This window comes from Allobrachymonas chironomi DSM 19884, assembly GCF_000374625.1.
In the GTDB taxonomy this organism is placed as follows: domain Bacteria; phylum Pseudomonadota; class Gammaproteobacteria; order Burkholderiales; family Burkholderiaceae_C; genus Brachymonas; species Brachymonas chironomi.
Window position 1 is genome coordinate 1 of record NZ_KB894773.1, and the last position, 15,101, is coordinate 15,101.

16 protein-coding genes and 1 pseudogene are annotated in these 15,101 nt (G+C 63.8%); 8 read left to right on the forward strand and 9 right to left on the reverse strand.

Translation table 11 applies throughout. The features are described from left to right. From C513_RS0109460 to C513_RS13160, 9 genes and pseudogenes are all read right to left on the reverse strand, one after another. Positions 1-208 (reverse strand): annotated as a pseudogene (locus tag C513_RS0109460) (IS256 family transposase); the annotation flags it as partial. A 63-nt stretch (positions 209-271) separates the two neighbouring features. After that, positions 272-841, reverse strand: a complete 570-nt coding sequence (locus tag C513_RS14745; RefSeq protein ID WP_083927389.1) for a DUF4189 domain-containing protein — start codon at positions 839-841, stop codon at positions 272-274. A gap of 5 nt (positions 842-846) precedes the next feature. Next, positions 847-1,845, reverse strand: coding sequence for a TrbL/VirB6 family protein (locus C513_RS0109465; RefSeq protein WP_018715769.1), 999 nt, complete (start codon positions 1,843-1,845; stop codon positions 847-849). A 21-nt stretch (positions 1,846-1,866) separates the two neighbouring features. Then, positions 1,867-2,724 carry a hypothetical protein gene (locus C513_RS0109470; RefSeq protein ID WP_018715770.1) on the reverse strand — a complete coding sequence of 286 codons (858 nt, stop codon included), beginning with the start codon at positions 2,722-2,724 and terminating at the stop codon, positions 1,867-1,869. A 91-nt stretch (positions 2,725-2,815) separates the two neighbouring features. Then, positions 2,816-4,324 (reverse strand): glucosaminidase domain-containing protein, encoded by a 1,509-nt coding sequence (locus C513_RS13725; RefSeq protein WP_018715771.1) that lies wholly within the window; start codon positions 4,322-4,324, stop codon positions 2,816-2,818. A 15-nt stretch (positions 4,325-4,339) separates the two neighbouring features. After that, positions 4,340-6,769 (reverse strand): VirB4 family type IV secretion/conjugal transfer ATPase, encoded by a 2,430-nt coding sequence (locus tag C513_RS0109485; RefSeq protein WP_018715772.1) that lies wholly within the window; start codon positions 6,767-6,769, stop codon positions 4,340-4,342. A 4-nt stretch (positions 6,770-6,773) separates the two neighbouring features. Further along, positions 6,774-7,070: a VirB3 family type IV secretion system protein gene (locus tag C513_RS0109490; protein ID WP_018715773.1), complete on the reverse strand. Its 297-nt coding sequence runs from the start codon at positions 7,068-7,070 to the stop codon at positions 6,774-6,776. A 14-nt stretch (positions 7,071-7,084) separates the two neighbouring features. Beyond that, positions 7,085-7,414 carry a TrbC/VirB2 family protein gene (locus C513_RS0109495; protein WP_018715774.1) on the reverse strand — a complete coding sequence of 110 codons (330 nt, stop codon included), beginning with the start codon at positions 7,412-7,414 and terminating at the stop codon, positions 7,085-7,087. 19 nt (positions 7,415-7,433) lie between these two features. Continuing rightward, positions 7,434-8,030, reverse strand: a complete 597-nt coding sequence (locus C513_RS13160) for a lytic transglycosylase domain-containing protein (protein ID WP_018715775.1) — start codon at positions 8,028-8,030, stop codon at positions 7,434-7,436. Positions 8,031-8,124: 94 nt separating this feature from the next. Between C513_RS13160 and C513_RS0109505 the strand changes: the two genes are divergently transcribed. The 8 genes from C513_RS0109505 to C513_RS0109540 are packed head-to-tail and all read left to right on the forward strand — an operon-like array spanning position 8,125 to position 15,053. Further along, positions 8,125-8,562 carry a hypothetical protein gene (locus C513_RS0109505; protein WP_156816087.1) on the forward strand — a complete coding sequence of 146 codons (438 nt, stop codon included), beginning with the start codon at positions 8,125-8,127 and terminating at the stop codon, positions 8,560-8,562. Beyond that, entirely contained in the window at positions 8,556-9,353 is a 798-nt protein-coding gene (locus tag C513_RS13165; protein WP_018715777.1) for a VirB8 family type IV secretion system protein, read from the forward strand. The genes C513_RS0109505 and C513_RS13165 overlap by 7 nt, the downstream gene beginning before the upstream one ends. Further along, positions 9,340-10,050: a TrbG/VirB9 family P-type conjugative transfer protein gene (locus C513_RS0109515; protein WP_051084432.1), complete on the forward strand. Its 711-nt coding sequence runs from the start codon at positions 9,340-9,342 to the stop codon at positions 10,048-10,050. Before C513_RS13165 ends, C513_RS0109515 begins: the two co-directional genes overlap by 14 nt. Positions 10,051-10,053: 3 nt before the next feature. Beyond that, positions 10,054-11,247, forward strand: a complete 1,194-nt coding sequence (locus C513_RS13170; protein ID WP_018715779.1) for a TrbI/VirB10 family protein — start codon at positions 10,054-10,056, stop codon at positions 11,245-11,247. Beyond that, on the forward strand, positions 11,244-12,284 hold the full coding sequence (gene virB11, locus C513_RS0109525; RefSeq protein WP_018715780.1) for a P-type DNA transfer ATPase VirB11: 1,041 nt from the start codon (positions 11,244-11,246) through the stop codon (positions 12,282-12,284). Before C513_RS13170 ends, virB11 begins: the two co-directional genes overlap by 4 nt. Continuing rightward, positions 12,275-12,799 (forward strand): hypothetical protein, encoded by a 525-nt coding sequence (locus C513_RS0109530; protein WP_018715781.1) that lies wholly within the window; start codon positions 12,275-12,277, stop codon positions 12,797-12,799. Before virB11 ends, C513_RS0109530 begins: the two co-directional genes overlap by 10 nt. Then, on the forward strand, positions 12,796-14,484 hold the full coding sequence (locus C513_RS0109535) for a type IV secretory system conjugative DNA transfer family protein (RefSeq protein ID WP_018715782.1): 1,689 nt from the start codon (positions 12,796-12,798) through the stop codon (positions 14,482-14,484). The genes C513_RS0109530 and C513_RS0109535 overlap by 4 nt, the downstream gene beginning before the upstream one ends. Beyond that, the gene (locus C513_RS0109540) at positions 14,481-15,053 is read left to right on the forward strand and encodes a TrbM/KikA/MpfK family conjugal transfer protein (RefSeq protein WP_018715783.1); all 573 of its coding nucleotides are present in this window, start codon (positions 14,481-14,483) and stop codon (positions 15,051-15,053) included. The genes C513_RS0109535 and C513_RS0109540 overlap by 4 nt, the downstream gene beginning before the upstream one ends. The last annotated feature ends 48 nt before the right edge of the window (positions 15,054-15,101 follow it).

The following is a 15,101-nucleotide window of genomic DNA, read 5'->3' on the forward strand; positions in this document are numbered from 1 at the left end:
CCGGTGGATATCCCAGATGATGGCTGAGCTCTCCACCCAAGGCACGTTCGATCAGCGCCTTCTTCAGCGCCATCGTCATGTCCTGGATCGATGCGGCCGTCATTGGGCCTTGCTGTACCAGCTGGTCCAGCAACTCCTCGGGGATGCTTGGCAGCGAGGCAGACTTCTCGGCAATCGCCGCGTTCTTCAACTTCGTTTTGCTTGACATACATGCTCCTGTTGCACATGGTATGCCTCACACACAAAATTTATGACAGGCTCGCCGCAAGCCCTATGAGTAGATCCCATAGCGGTAGCCCACACAATATGAAGGGTGCTCAGCAGATCTAGGCCTAGCAAAGACATCACATGCCACTCCATTCGCAGCTTGGCACTTCTGCCTCGCAGCCTCTATAACCCGCTCAGGATCATCGTCTATCGCATAGACAATGTTACTAACTTCACTATTGCCTCGCGGCTCCGCAAACATTACGCAGGAGTCACTAAACGTCACTAGAAGCTTGCAACCTTTCCCGCACATGTTGGCCCCACTCACTATCGAAGCCTTTGCATCGCGTTGCCCTGCCGCCCAATAAAGCTCAGTCAAGTCATTGGGATTCATATGGACAGATCCATAATACTCCCTCTGACTGCTTTTTAGAACTAGATTTTCTGAAAGCAATTCTCTACTTCGTCTATAGTTTGCATTCTGCTGCTCTCTACCTATTGAAATCTGCTCCTGCAACATATTAACGACATCTGCATCACCAAGATACGCCCTCCATTGATCATCTTGACCATTTGCAATAGAAGGAAGCGCCACTCCTATAGCGGCAAGCATGACAAATTCTGAGATTTTCATAAATTTTACTGCCTTAATACTTTTTCAGATCTGATCGGCATAATGGGATTCATACTTTTCAATAACGCCTGATTCATTGGCTCATGCCTAGCAAAAAGACCAAATGAGTTAATTGTTCCAGGATTCAAGCCGCCACCGATAAAAAAGTTGAAAACAATCGGCGGCGTCCCCAACAACAACGTCGTTAACAACAAGCCCACACCACCTGACAAGGTGGCGATATCACGCAGCTGCAAGCTGGCATTGACGCCGAGTGCATTGGCAATGCCGTTGCCTACGTCCATGGCCAGCAGGGATGCGATGAGCACGAGGATGGCGCGCAGGGCGATGACGGTGACTACGCTGATGATGACCATGCTGAACAGGGTGGCGATGGTGAACTTAAGCCAGTTGACGAACAGGAAGCGCGTGGGTTCGTAGATGTATGCCAGTATGCACAATGGCGCGACGACTAGGCAGAGGTGTAACGCTATTTCGTTGAGCAACATCAAGCCGCCTGCAATTAATGCGGGCATGGACTGGCTGAGACCGGTGCTGAAGTTGAGGAAGTTGGCCATGCTGATGTTGCTGGCGGCTCCGGCTCCGTTGGCCTGGTAGACATCGAGTGCGGTTTGCAGGACCAGCATCTGAGTGATGGCGCGGCTGATCATGTCGGCCGGGTCGTGATAGTCGTTGCCAGTGATGACACGGGCGATGCTGTTGCGCAGGTCATCGACGATGAAGGTGGACAGTTCCTGGCCGAACAGGGCCATGCCTTGTGCCAGCGAGAGCATGGTGATGACGGTGACGGCGCGCATCAGCATGGCCTGCATGCTGTCGCGGCTCTGGCCGGTGGCGATGCGGTAGCCCTGCCACATGAACCAGATGGTGAGCATGACAGTGCCGACGGCTACGGCCAGGCCGTAGGCGCGTGCCATGCCAGCATAGCCGAACTGGTGGATCAGGTCGACGATATAGCCGCGGATGCTGGAAAACAGGCGTGCCGAGATAAAGGCATCAAACATGGTGGCGATTCTCCTGCCCGGTCATTTGCGAAACATGTCCTTGTTGCCCACCAGTTCGCGGGCAGCGAGTTTGCCGGCCTGCAAGCCCAGTTTGACGGTAGCAGCCTGGGACAGGCTTCCCAGCAGACTGGGTTTTCCTGTCACGCGATTCTGCAGGGCTTCCTGGTATTTTTCCTGATACAGGGTACGCATGCCCTGATAGGCCGCCATGGAGGTTTGCAGGCGCATCTGGTCATTGGCAATCAGGGCCTGCAGGGTTTGCAGGGTGTATTGCTTTTGCTGGAGTTCGGCGAGGGTGCCGTACTGGTTGTCGGCCATCATGTCCTGCAGCGCCAGATTACGGGCTTCCAGGGTCTTGCCTAGATTTTCGATTTCCAGCAATTGCGTCGCCAGTATCTCGCGGCTGGCCAGACAGTAACTCCTGATCGGTCCCTGGCGATCGGGGCAATTGGGTGTGGTGTCGAATCCGTAATAACGCTGGACGGTTTCCAGTGCAGGACTGGCTTTTTCCAGCGCCTGTTTCGTACCCGTTTGCAGCATGCCGAACTTGCGGGAATTCCAGCCCTGCTGACCCTGGGATATCCTGGAAGTCATGCCTTGCGTGACACGGCTGAAATCGACTCCGGTCTTGATGCTGAGTTGCTCCAGCATGGGTGCCAGCAGGCGCTGGCCGATCTGGTCGCGCAGGATGGTGTTGCCAAGATGCTCCTTGATGGCGGATTCGGCGATGGTGTTCTGCAACAGCAACTGCATCGCCTGTTGCATGGTTTGCTGGAAGGCCAGATTGGCGGCATCGGTGACCGGGATCTGGGCCTGGGCGCTTGCGCCGATACCGCTCAGGCCCATGGTTAGCAGCAGTTGGAAAAACCGGTAGGTCATTCGCGTCAGTCGGTCAGCGGGCTTCGGGAGGCTGTCGTGTATCGGCATGATGAATGGGCGGTAGACGGGAAAGGGAAGGCGGGGATCGGCATTACGGGCTGGTACGCTGTGCCAGACTGTGTTGCAGGGGCTCGTGCTTGTGCTGCCGGTCCGGTTGCAAGCCTTGCCGCGCCTTGTCGAGGTCGGCGCTGATCAGGGCTTGTCCGTTCTGGCTGATGGCGTGCAACCACTGGCGCCCCTGGTGTTCTTCAAGCACCAGGCGACCCAGTTGCTGTGCCGGAAACTGCAGGGATTGCAGACGGCCAGCCAGGTATTCGGCAATCGGCCCGTGCTGTTGTGCCGGAATGTCAGGGCAGCCGATGCGCAGCTGCTGGCACAGGGTATCCATCCAGGGACTGGCCTGCCGGGCAGGCTTGTCGGGCGCAGCCTGCGCTGGTGTGTCCGCCTGCGTCAGCTTGTCGGTGCGGGTGAAATATTCGTGGCGTGGCCGCAAGGCACCGAGAAATTCCTGCCCGGCACCGTCCCAGTAGCCGCCGGGCCGGACGGTGACACTGGCCGGGCCGGTGCTGACCTGGGAGCCGAAGAAGCGCATGTGGCCCTGATCGTCATAGCCTTCGAAGAGGCCGACGTGCTGGCCTGAACCCTTGCGGCTCTTGAACATGAGGATGTCGCCAGGCTGCAACTGCTGGCGCGCCTCTTGCGGCGTCAGCGTGTCGAAATGGCTGCGCGCCAGGGCGGTGGTGTGTCGGCCCTTGAACAGCATGGCGGTGGTGAGATGGGATTCCGGCCACTGGAAGCCGGCGTCCTTCAGCGACTGGTAGACCAGCATGGAGCAGTCGATGCCCTTGCGACCATCCTGATCCAGATCCTGGCCGCTGCGGCTGGGGTCGGTACGCTGGTTGGGGCTGTGGTTGGCGCGCCCCTGGCGGCCCCAGTCGCCATCGGAGCGGCCATACTCATGTGTTCCGGGTGCAAAGCGTTGCTGTGCGGCGAGCAGCACGGTCTGACCGACACGGATGGCCTTGCCCGCCTCCTGCACCCATCGATCGGCATCCTGCAGGGGCATGTCCGACGTTGGCGAAGCGGCTTCGAGGTGCAACTGGCCATGCTGTTTTTGTGCATGGGCCAGCGCGCGCTGCATGGTCGGGCCTTCGACAATGCGGATCAGCTTGCTGGCATAGTGCGGGTCGGTAGCGTAGCCGGCGCGCTGCAAGGCCTGGGCTTCGCGTTCGTAATCACCCAGGGTGTCGGGGTGCAGCAGGCCGGCCCGGGCGTAGCGTGGCTGGGTCTGCAAAAAGCGGTTGCGGTCCTGCAACGATGCGGCTTCGTCCGGATAAACACGGAAGCCGTCATGTTGCCAGCGCGTGCGGCCGCCCTCCACCTCCCAGACATGAACCTGCTGCTGCGGCCCCTTCCACTGGCGATCGGCCTTGATGTTGAACAGGTTGTGCGTGTCGGCCAGCGAGCCCTGCCGGCCCCAGCGGGTTTCGAGCGCGGCCTGGGCCAGCATCAGTTCCCAGGACAAACCGGTGTCCTGCGAGGCCTGCACGGCGGCGGGATACAGGCGGGTGATGAAGTTGTCTGCGGAATGACGTGTCATGGAAACTCCCGGGTGTCAGGAAGTGAGGGCGCGGGACGCGTGTCGGGCGTCATGGAACAGGGGCAGCCACTGCTGTGGCGGCAGGGCCTGCTGGCCGTGCGTATCGCCAGGGGCGAGCTGCTCCAGCACCTGTTGCAGCAGCTGGATGTTGCCGGTATTGGCCGACAGCACGGCGAGGGCATCGTCCAGCCCCTGCAGATCGAGCCGGCAGAGGGCGCTGACATGGCCCTGCTTGACCAGAAAGCAGCGACTGCGCTCGTCGAGCCGGGTGAGCAGCTGGAATTCGGCCTCGGTGAGCTTGAGGCCATCAATGTAGTCACGGCGATCGGCCTGCGGGTTGGGCAACAGGATCAGGGTGGCCGTCTGTTCGACCAGGGCAGCAGCGATGTCGCTGCGCAGGGCGTCTTCGGGCGATTGGGTGGCAAAAATGCCGAGGCCATTCTGCTTGCGGATGGTTTTCTGCTTGTTGCGGGCAAACTCCTTCAGACCACCTTCACCGTCGAGGATTTTCCAGAATTCGTCCATCACGTAGATCAGCGGACGACCGTCGATCAGGGCTTCGAGGCGATGCAACAGGTAGTGCACGACCGGAGTGCGCACCTGCGGCAGGTCGAGAATCTCGGTGTAGTCGAAGCCGATGATGCTGGCTCCGGCCAGATCGATGACGTCCTGCGGGTTGTCGAAGACCCAGCCGAGGGCACCGGCACGTGTCCACAGGCGCAGGCGCGCGTAGACACTGTCATCGCCCAGGTTGGTCAGGCTTTTCTGCAGATTGCCCAGGGTGCGCAAGCGCATTGGCGTGTCCAGCATGGCCTGCACGGCGCGCTGGATGTCTTCGTCCTCGCTGGCGCTGTAGGCAGGTTTGCCGGCCAGCAGCTTGACCCAATCGACCAGGAACTGCAGGTTTGCCGGAGTAGCGGCGCACTGCAGCGGATTGAAGCCGGTGGACTCGCCCTGGGCCAGCCGCATGTAGCGGCCACCACAGGCGCGCACGAACAGTTCGGCACCACGGTCCTTGTCGAAAAAGAAGATGGTGGGCCTGGGCTGGTATTTTTGCACCTGTGACAGCAGGAAGTTGATCAGCGCCGTCTTGCCGGTACCGGATTTGCCGATCACCAGGGTGTTGGCGAGCGCTTTTTCGCCCGTGCTGTCCTCGCCGGGATGGGTGGCGTGGAAGTTGAAATAGTAAGGCTGGCCATTGGCGGTTTGCAGCACGGTGACGCACTCGCCCCAGGGGTTGTGACTGCGCTTGCCCGAGGCAAAGTTGTGCAACGGGCTGAGTCCGAGGAAGTTGAGCGAGGACAGCTGCGCCAGACGTGGCCGGTAGCGCCAGTTGCCGGGCAGTTGCGCATAAAAGGCACCGGTGACGGCCAGGTCTTCCTTGACGGAGACGAAACCGGCCTGGGAGAGCTCGGCACGGGCCTGGGCAATGTGGCGCTGCAGCTGCTCCTGGCTGTCGGCATAGAGCGCCAGGCTGAAGTGGTATTCGCCCAGCACGAAGTGGCCGCTGGCAAGACCATCCATGGCCAGGTCCAGCTCCTCGATCTGGCTCACGCCCCGGTCACCGGCGCTGATCATCAGGCCCTTGGTGCGCTCCAGCACCTTCAGGCCCTGCTGGCGCGCATGCGGGGTGAAGGAGTGCGTGAGCACGTACTCCATGTCGAGGTACTTGAGGCCGTTGAGCATGCCGGGCCAAGTGTGCTCCGGATAGTCCTTGAGTTGCAGCATGGCACCGTAATGGTGGGCACCGTCCGGCGTGCGGATGATGAAGTCGCCGCCAGACGGGCTGAAGATGTGGCGCGAGACCGGCAGGCTGGCGTAGATGGGCCCCTGCTGCAGCGGCACCGGCTCGTCCAGCCGGTTGATCAGCCAGGCGTAGAAGCGACATATTCCTGAAAACAGCGTGCCATGGGCATCCTGCTGCAGGCCGAGCCGGGACGGGGCGTAATCGTGCAGTACGGCTTCGACATGGCCGGCCAGCTCCTCGATGCGGACCAGCGCCTGTTCCTGCTCGGCGCGCAGCGCAGCCAGATCGACGGCCGGCTGCAGCAGGCGGCGCCCTTCCGGCGCGGGACGGTACAGCATGCTGAAGTACAGGCTGTTCTGCATCAGCTTGCGGCCGGACAGGGCCTGGAAATACCGGTCAGACAGCTGCTGGTTGAAGCTGTCGTCGAAGGACGGCTGCAGGTCCAGTGACATGCGACGGCGCACATCATGCACCCAAAAGGCGACATTGGCGTATTCTGGTGCGCGCAGGCTTTGCAGCAGGCGGTTGAAGGTCTGGTGACGGCTTTCGAGTTCGCCTTCTTCGCGACCGGCGAAGGGCAGGCCATCGAGCCGCCAGCACATCAGGTAATCACCACCGGTGGTCTTGACCACCTCCGGGGCGACATGGCTGGACAAGGGAATATGGGCGCTGACGGGCGGGAGATGTTCCTGGCGCATGGTGTTACTCCGGGCGGCGCGGTTCCAGCGGGCTGAACACCCACATGCCGCCATGCAGGGCACGCTGGCGCACCCGCAGCCGGAACAGCCAGCGGATGCCGAGCAGACGAAACACCATGTCGTCGTGGCGCGTCATCAGCTGCAGGGTGAAGATCACCGGCGGCAAGGCCAGCAGCCAGAACAGGTTGAACCAGGCCGCCAGCAGCAGGCAGCCGCCCGCCCCGATGAATAGCGGCAGCACCGGCACGCCCATCAGCATGGCCGGACGGGTGCAGCCACGGAATACGGTGTCCTTGCGCATGCAGACCTCCGCGATCAGCCGATGAACCAGCCGGCGAGCTGGGCCGCTGCGCCGATGACGATGGCACCCACCAGCACCGGCGAGACATCGCTGATGCGCTTGTGGTTGAAGGCGATCTGGTAGCCGGCGAACACGAAGGCGATGGTGACCACGGTGATCGAGATCGGCACCAGGGCATCGCGGATCTTGGTCAGGAAAGTGCCGACCTTGCCACCGGCCACCAGATCGGCGGCGAAGGTATCCGGCGCGTAGACCAGGCACAGGCTGGCCAGCAGCAACAGGCCCAGGGGCTGCAGCCCGCGCAGGATGGAAGAACGGTGAACCGGAGCGAAGGGGGTGGACATGGAAATCTCCTGAGGGTGGTTAGAAAACGAAGCGGGTATCGCCCGCAGCTACTGCCGGCGCGACAGCAGCAGGTACGGTTGCGGAAACGGGAGCGGGAACGGATGCAGGAGTGACAGATCGCGGCACGGCGGCGACACGCTTGCCGGCAGCCGTCTTGCGCTTGCCGATAACAGGAATCGGCATGGCCTGCGTTGCCATTCCCGGCTGCATCTGTGCCATCACTTTCTGTACGTAGCCGTGGCGGAATCCGGTGGTGAAATTGCCCGAGTAATAACAGCTGAAAGCCTTGCCCCAGTCGCCGGCGCGCTGGTAGCACTCCTGCAGGATGCGGCTGCCGGCACGCAGGTTGTCGCAGCTGGTGAAGGCCTGCTCATAGCTGCCGAGGCCGTGGCGCCGGAGGTTGTAGCGATTCACCTGGGCCAGCCCGAGCGAGAAGTTGTAGCCCTGCTGCTCCAGCATGCGCGCGGTGGCGACCGCTTCGGGCAGGTTGCGCGGCTGGCGCGCCAGCCGGCCACCCACCACGCCAATCGCGTAGGGATGAAAGCCGGACTCCACCCGCACCACATGCTGCAGCACGGTGGCGGGAACGGCCAGGTTGGGGCAATCGGGCATCATGATCGGGATCGCATTAAATATTTCTACACAATTCGCTCTAACGAATACTTACGATGTAATATAGCACCTAATTACACGTTGGAACGGAATTTTGATGTCACACGAAACAAAAACACTAATCTCGCTGGGACTGATGCTGCTGGCCGGCTGTGCCGGAGATGCCGCGCCCGACTTTGCCGGCCACTGGCAGCCCGTGAATCGCTACCAGGCCGCCAGCACCTCTTCCAGCCGCATGCCGGTCTATGCCGCCAGTACGCGCGATGGCAGCCTGCGTCAGTTGTTGCGCCGCTGGAGTACCCAGGGTGGCCTCCAACTTGATGACCGCCTGCTGCAGGACTACCCTCTGCCATCCACACTGGCGGGCTTTCACCATTTGTCCTTGCCGCAGGCGCTGCTGGCCTTGCAGACGCTGTATGCGCAAGAACAGGTCATGCTGGAGCTGCAGGGTCGGCAGCTGTTGGCCTGGCAGGATGCACCCCAACCGGAACCCGGTGCTTCAGCCGCTGGCGATTGCCGGGAGGCTGCATGCTGAAGCGCCATGTTCTTGACAAGCACCCGCTGCTGAACGCCGCACGGGACTTCGAAACCGGCCTGATCGAGCGCAGTCGCAACAGTGAGCGCAAGGCCTGGCGCGTAGCCGGGGCCTCGACCCTGCTGACACTGCTGCTGGCCAGTGGGTATGCGCTGCTGTTGCCCCTGAAGGAGCAGGTCCCCTATCTGGTGCTGGCAGACCCGGCCCACGGCACCAGCAGCGTGGCGCGCATCGACATGCCGCTGGCGGCCGTGAGCGCCAGCGAAGCACTGAACAAGAGCCAGGTGGCGCACTTCGTGATTGCGCGCGAATCGTACGACTGGGATCTGCTGAACCGGCGCGACAGCCGGTTGGTGCAGGCCATGGCCAGCGGTGCCGTGCTCCGCGAATACGAAACGCTCTACAGCAACGGCCATCCGGACAACCCCGACACGCTCTATGGCCGTGAGCAATCGGTACGCATCCGCATCCTGAGCACGGTGCTGACCTGGAACGATGGCGGCGCCGACGATGCCGCCAGCAAGCTGCCGCGTACGCCCATCGCTGCCAGCGTGCGTTTCGAGCGCTGGCTGTTCGACAAGGCGAGTGGCCAATCCCGCCTGCTGGACACCCGTCTGGCCACGCTCAAGATCGGTTATGACCCGGAGCTGGAGATGAACGAGGAAGCGCGCATCGAGAATCCACTGGGTTTCCGCGTGCTGGCCTACCGCGTCGATCAGGACTCGCTCAGCAGCCAGCCGGCGGCCGCATCTGCCACAGCGCCAGAAGGAGAACGCGATGCCATCCACTAGACAGCGACGCGCCCTGTTGTGCCTGCTGCCGCTGTTGCCCCAGTGGGTGCAGGGTGGCGTGATCCAGGAGTACCACTACCAGCCGGATGCCGTTTACGCAGTGCGCACCGGCCAGGGTATTGCCACCCAGATCGAACTCGAAGCCGATGAGCAGGTGCGCGATTTTGGTACTGGCCAGAGTGGCGGCTGGGAACTGGTGCGACGCGATCAGGTGTTCTACCTGAAACCGCGCCATGCGCAAGCCGCCACCAATATGCATATCCGCACCGACCGGCGCAGCTACCTGCTGGAGCTGCAGGTGCTGGGCCAGGGCACGTTGACGCCGGCCCAGGCACGCCGCCAGGGCGTGCACTACAGGGTGCGTTTCCGCTACCCCGCCACCACATCGGCACGCAGCCAGGCGACTATAGACGAAACTGCCGCTCGGCACGAGGCCTACAGCTATGCCGCCAGCGCGGATGCCGTCTGGCTGCGCCCCGAACACGTGTCCGATGACGGCCGCTTTACCTATATCGACCTGTCGCCGGAGATGTCCCTGCATGGCGGCCTACCCGCCGTGTTTGGCCGACAACAGCAGGACGGCGAGGATTTCCTCATCAACAGCAGCTACCAGCAGGGACGCATCACGGTGCATGGCGTCTACCCCTATCTGGTACTGCGCCATGGTCAGCAGGTGCTGGCCCTGCGACGGGAGTAAGCCATGCGATTCCTCTTTCCACCCCGCCAGCATGCCCCTGCCAGGCCCGACGACAGCGCCAGCCCGGATGACCAGCTACTGGCCGCCGAACCGGTGCTGCGCAGTCGTCAGCGCCCACGCCTGAACCACAAGGCCCTGGTATTTGCCGCCACCCTGCTCGCCGGCAGTGCCGCCATGGTGGCCTGGAGCATGAACCGGCTGCCCTGGAGCGATGGCGGCAGCGCCCCGATGCGCAGCTCCGGCGAGCGCGTGGAGCTGCCACCGCAAGGTTTTCAGGCCAGCGCCAGTGCCGCGACTGCCGCCCTGCTGCCGGACACCCTGCCGCCGCTACCGCCACCGCTCCCCGCTGCCAGCCAGTCCGCGCCGGGCATGACAGCCGGCAGCGCCATGCCCATCGCCATGGACAACTCGGCGCTCGCGCCCATGGATACGGCTCCGGTACCACTGGCGCCCGCGCGCGCCTCCCGCGCTGCGCTCCGGGAGCCCATCAGCCCGCTCAGCCAGGCCGATGGTCCGCTGGTGGAAACCGTCAACGCGGCAGCAGCCGACAGCGGCGGGTCGGCCGTGCATGTGCAGCGCGTGGCCCACCCGACCACCCTGCTGCCTCGCGGCCGCGTGATCCGCTGCGTGCTGGAGACCCGCATCGTCAGCGATCTGGCCGGGCTGACCTCGTGCATCGTGACCGAGCCGGTGTACTCGCTCGGCGGGCAACTGCTGATCCGGCCTGGTTCACGCGTGAGCGGCCAGTACCAGGAGCAGGTCGGCGCAACGGAGCGACTGGCGGTGGTCTGGGAACGCATGCTCACACCTGACGGCCTGGACGTGCAACTCATGAGTCCCGGTGCCGATGCCCTGGGCGGTACCGGCCATCCGGGCGCAGTCAACAAGCACTGGGGGGAGCGCATCAGTTCGGCGCTGCTGGTCAGCCTGATGAGCGATGTGATGCAGATCGCGGCCGCCCGCCACGCACCGGCTGCCGCCAGCCCCAGCACCACCAGCATCGGCGTGGACAGCGGCAGCATCGTGCAGCAAAGCAACCCCTACCAGAGCCGCACCGCCGACACGCTGCAATCGGCGGCGCAAACCGCGCTGCAGGCCGGTGCCACGCGTGCTCCCACCATCACGATTGCACAAGGCCAGCTGATCACGATCCAGGTAGCACGCGACATCGACTTTGCCGGAGTGCTGACCCCATGAGCACCGATCCGCTGGCCCGGCTGCCCGACGGTTTTCTGCAATACCAGTACCAGATGCTGGGCATTGCCGACTTCCTGACGCGGCCGGATGTGACCGAAATCTGCATCAACCGTCCTGGCGAGGTCTATCTGGAAACACCAGCCGGCTGGCAGTGCATGCCGGTGGCCGGCCTGACACCAGAGCGGGTGCGCCATTTCTGCACCACCATCGTCAACGAAAGCAATACCGGCCAGCGCATCACCGCAGCCGAGCCACTGGTATCGCTGACCTTTCCTTCGGGGCAGCGCGCACAGTTCATCATTCCGCCGGCGGTGGAGGCCGAGCGTATCTCGATCACGATCCGGCTGCCCTCGCGCCAGCCACCTTCGCTGGAACAGTATGCGGCACAAGGGTTTTTCGACCAGCTGGCACCGCAGACACAACGCCTGTCGTCCCAGGATCGCCAGCTGCTGGAGTTGCTGCACCAGGGCCGCCACACCGAATTTTTCCGGCTGGCCGTGCTGCAGCACAAGACGCTGGTGGTGTCCGGTGCAACCGGCAGCGGCAAGACGACCTTCATGAAATCGCTGGTCGGCCATATCCCGCCACAGGAACGGCTGGTCACGATCGAGGACGCGCGCGAACTCTTCATCACGCAGCCGAATGCGGTGCACCTGCTCTATTCCAAGGGCGGTCAAAGCCTGGCCCCGGTCAGCGCCAAGACCTGCATGGAAGCGGCTTTGCGCATGAAGCCGGACCGCATCATCCTGGCCGAGTTGCGTGGCGACGAGGCCTTTTACTTCATCCGCAACTGCGCCTCGGGGCATCCCGGCTCCATCACCAGCTGCCATGCCGGCAGCGTGGCCCAAACCTGGGACCAGCTGGCGCTGATGGTCAAGGCCTCGCCCGAAGGATCCGGGCTGGAATTTGGCGTCATCCAGCGCCTGCTGCAGCAGACCATCGATATCGTGGTGCATGTGCGTGCCCATGCCGGCCAGCGGCAACTCACCGGCATCCATTTCGATCCGCAGGCGCAACTGGAGGCCACATGCCGCTGACGTACCGGGTCGCCCTGCTCTTGCTGCTCGCCCCCGCCGCCGTACTGGCGCGTCCGTCCCCGCTGGCCGGCAGCTGGATGTGCGCCAGCACACCGATCGCACTGCCGGCCCTGTTGCAGATTCCCGCAGGACAGCTGCGCCAGCACGCCGCCCTGCGCGCCGATGCCGGGGGACGCTGGACCAGCCATACGCTGCTGACACTGACGCCAGCCCGTGGTGGACAGCCTAGCCACCTGCGGCTGCGGCTCAGCGGCAACAGCCGCTTGCACGGCCGGCAACTACAGCAGCAAGTGCTGGAGGCACAACTGCTGCCGACCCAAGCGCCGGATCACGCCCTGCCCGCCACCGCACAACGCCAGTGGCAGGCGCTGGTGCTATCGCTGCTGCGCGATGCACGCGAGCGCCGCTACCGCCTGCTGCCGGCCGCCCCCGGCCAGTTGCTGTTGGCGCCGATCCCGGACAGTGCGCATCACCCGCGGCTGGCCTGCCAGCGCCTGCCGGAGTCGCCCGCATGAACGCCGCACTGCGCCTGACGCTGTCCCTCGCCAGCCTGATGCTGTTGCTGCTGGCCGGCAGCTGGCTGTCGGGCTGGCTGCTGCTGCAATGGTGGGGCCTGCCCGATACGGCCACGCCCTGGCTCTGGCCGCGCTACCTGCAACTGCAGCAACTGCCCCAGCTGCAGGCGCACCAACGCGCCATCCAGCTCAGCGGCGGCATCGGACTGGGTCTGGCCAGCCTGGTCTGGCTGGGTGCGCTGGTGCTGCTGTGGCGCAAGCCGGCACGCAGCCTGCACGGCGATGCCCGCTTTGCCAGCCGTACCCTGTTGCGTCGCACCGGCCTGTTTCGCAACGACCCCGGCGGCCTGCTGATCGGCCGCAGCGGCAGACAACTGCTGCGCGACCACAGCCAGCGCTTTGTGCTGCTGGCCGCCCCGACCCGCTCCGGCAAGGGCGTGAGCGTGGTGATCCCGGTGCTGCTGGACTATGCGCACAGCGTGGTCGTGCTCGATATCAAGGGCGAGAACCACGCGCGCACCAGCGGCTATCGCCACGGCATCGGTCAGCAGGTGTTCTGCTTCCAGCCCTTTGCCGCCGATGGCCGCAGCCACCGCTGGAATCCGCTGCAGCATGTCTCCAGCGATCCGGCACGCTGTGCCGGCGACCTGCGCGGCATCGCCCAGGTACTGTATCCGGAGGGCGACCACAGCGGCAACCAGCGCTTCTTTACCGACCAGGCGCGCAACGCCTTTGTCGCGCTCGGCCTGTGCCTGTTCGAACGTCACGCGCGCGATCTGCGCCTGCAGCTGCCCGCCGCACAAGCGCCCACGCTGGGCCAGCTCTACCGGCTGTCGATTGGTGATGGCCGCCCCATGCGCGACTGGCTGCAGCTGCTGGCCGACGACGACCTGCTGTCTGCCAGCTGTCGCACCAGCCTGCGCGCCCTGTGCGGCCAGGCCGATGACACGCTGGCCAGCATTGTCGGCAGCCTGCAGGCCCCGCTCGGGCTCTGGGCCGATCCGCAGCTCGATGCCGCCACCAGCGGCCACGCTATTCCGCTGGATCAGGTGCGACGCCAGCGCATGACGGTCTACCTGTGCATCACGCCGGATCGCCTGGAGCAGGCCGCCCTGCTGGTACGGCTTTTTTTCTCGCTACTGATCCGCGACAACACGCGCACCCTGCCCGAACACGATGCCAGCCTGCGCCACCCCTGCCTGTTGCTACTGGACGAGTTCACCAGCATGGGCCGCATCGACATCCTGGCGCAGAGCGTGAGCTATATGGCCGGCTACCAGCTGCGGCTGCTGACAGTGATCCAGAGCATGGCCCAGCTCGATGCCTGCTATGGCCCGGAACAGGCACGCAATCTGGCCACCAACCACGCCACGCAAATCCTGTTTGCCCCACGTGAACAGCAGGACGCCCGGCTCTACGCCGAAATGCTGGGCAACACCACGCAACGCCGCCAGCAGCGCAGTCACGGACGCGACACCAGCCATACCGAAATTCTCGACAGCCGCCCGCTGCTGCTGCCGCAGGAGGTCAAGGCGCTGGGCCGCGAACGCCAGCTGGTGCTGATGGAAGGGCTGGCCGATGCCGCCCTGCTCGACAAGATCTGCTACTACCGCGACCGGCGCTTGCGCCAGCGGCTGCTGCCTGCCACACCGATTCCCCTGCTGCCCACCGTGGAGACGCCATGATGCGCAAACCCCTGTTCTTGCTCGCCCTGCTGCTGCCACTGGCCCTGCCGGCCCGGGCACAGTCACCCGCCCTGTTCACCGGCCTGACACGGCTGGCCTGCGAAGCCCTGCTATGCCTGTCCAGCGGCAGCCGTCCGGCTGCCTGCACACCATCGCTGAGCTACTATTTCAGCCTGCACAAGCAATTCCGTACGGACCTGTCAACGCTGACGAAACGGCTGAACTTCCTGAACCTGTGCCCGAGCGCCAGTGCTGATACCCACATGCAATCCCTGACCCAGGCGATTGCCCGCGGTGCCGGTTATTGCGATGCCGCCAGCCTGAACCGCAACACCTACGAAACCACCATCCGCGTCTGCCCGACACGCCCACGCGGGTCGCCCTGGTGGCGACAGGTGGATGAGGAAGAATGCAGTTATCAGACCGTGCAGGCGATTGATCCACACATGCCACGCCATTGCAGCAGCTACTACCAGCACGGCTATATCGCCCCGGGCGACCTGAAGCCGCCACGCTATGTCGGCCAGCCGGGCCACGATGGCCGCTGGCAAGCTGCACCCGGCCCATGAAAAACACCCCGCAGCAGACCGATCCGCCACGGGGTGTACAGGCGCTGA

Bases quoted from the DNA above. Each gene is read 5' to 3' on its own strand.
- C513_RS14745 (WP_083927389.1), bottom strand. From the start codon at position 841: ATGAAAATCTCAGAATTTGTCATGCTTGCCGCTATAGGAGTGGCGCTT.
- C513_RS0109465 (WP_018715769.1), bottom strand. From the start codon at position 1,845: ATGTTTGATGCCTTTATCTCGGCACGCCTGTTTTCCAGCATCCGCGGC.
- C513_RS0109470 (WP_018715770.1), bottom strand. From the start codon at position 2,724: ATGACCTACCGGTTTTTCCAACTGCTGCTAACCATGGGCCTGAGCGGT.
- C513_RS13725 (WP_018715771.1), bottom strand. From the start codon at position 4,324: ATGACACGTCATTCCGCAGACAACTTCATCACCCGCCTGTATCCCGCC.
- C513_RS0109485 (WP_018715772.1), bottom strand. From the start codon at position 6,769: ATGCGCCAGGAACATCTCCCGCCCGTCAGCGCCCATATTCCCTTGTCC.
- C513_RS0109490 (WP_018715773.1), bottom strand. From the start codon at position 7,070: ATGCGCAAGGACACCGTATTCCGTGGCTGCACCCGTCCGGCCATGCTG.
- C513_RS0109495 (WP_018715774.1), bottom strand. From the start codon at position 7,414: ATGTCCACCCCCTTCGCTCCGGTTCACCGTTCTTCCATCCTGCGCGGG.
- C513_RS13160 (WP_018715775.1), bottom strand. From the start codon at position 8,030: ATGATGCCCGATTGCCCCAACCTGGCCGTTCCCGCCACCGTGCTGCAG.
- C513_RS0109505 (WP_156816087.1), top strand. From the start codon at position 8,125: ATGTCACACGAAACAAAAACACTAATCTCGCTGGGACTGATGCTGCTG.
- C513_RS13165 (WP_018715777.1), top strand. From the start codon at position 8,556: ATGCTGAAGCGCCATGTTCTTGACAAGCACCCGCTGCTGAACGCCGCA.
- C513_RS0109515 (WP_051084432.1), top strand. From the start codon at position 9,340: ATGCCATCCACTAGACAGCGACGCGCCCTGTTGTGCCTGCTGCCGCTG.
- C513_RS13170 (WP_018715779.1), top strand. From the start codon at position 10,054: ATGCGATTCCTCTTTCCACCCCGCCAGCATGCCCCTGCCAGGCCCGAC.
- virB11 (WP_018715780.1), top strand. From the start codon at position 11,244: ATGAGCACCGATCCGCTGGCCCGGCTGCCCGACGGTTTTCTGCAATAC.
- C513_RS0109530 (WP_018715781.1), top strand. From the start codon at position 12,275: ATGCCGCTGACGTACCGGGTCGCCCTGCTCTTGCTGCTCGCCCCCGCC.
- C513_RS0109535 (WP_018715782.1), top strand. From the start codon at position 12,796: ATGAACGCCGCACTGCGCCTGACGCTGTCCCTCGCCAGCCTGATGCTG.
- C513_RS0109540 (WP_018715783.1), top strand. From the start codon at position 14,481: ATGATGCGCAAACCCCTGTTCTTGCTCGCCCTGCTGCTGCCACTGGCC.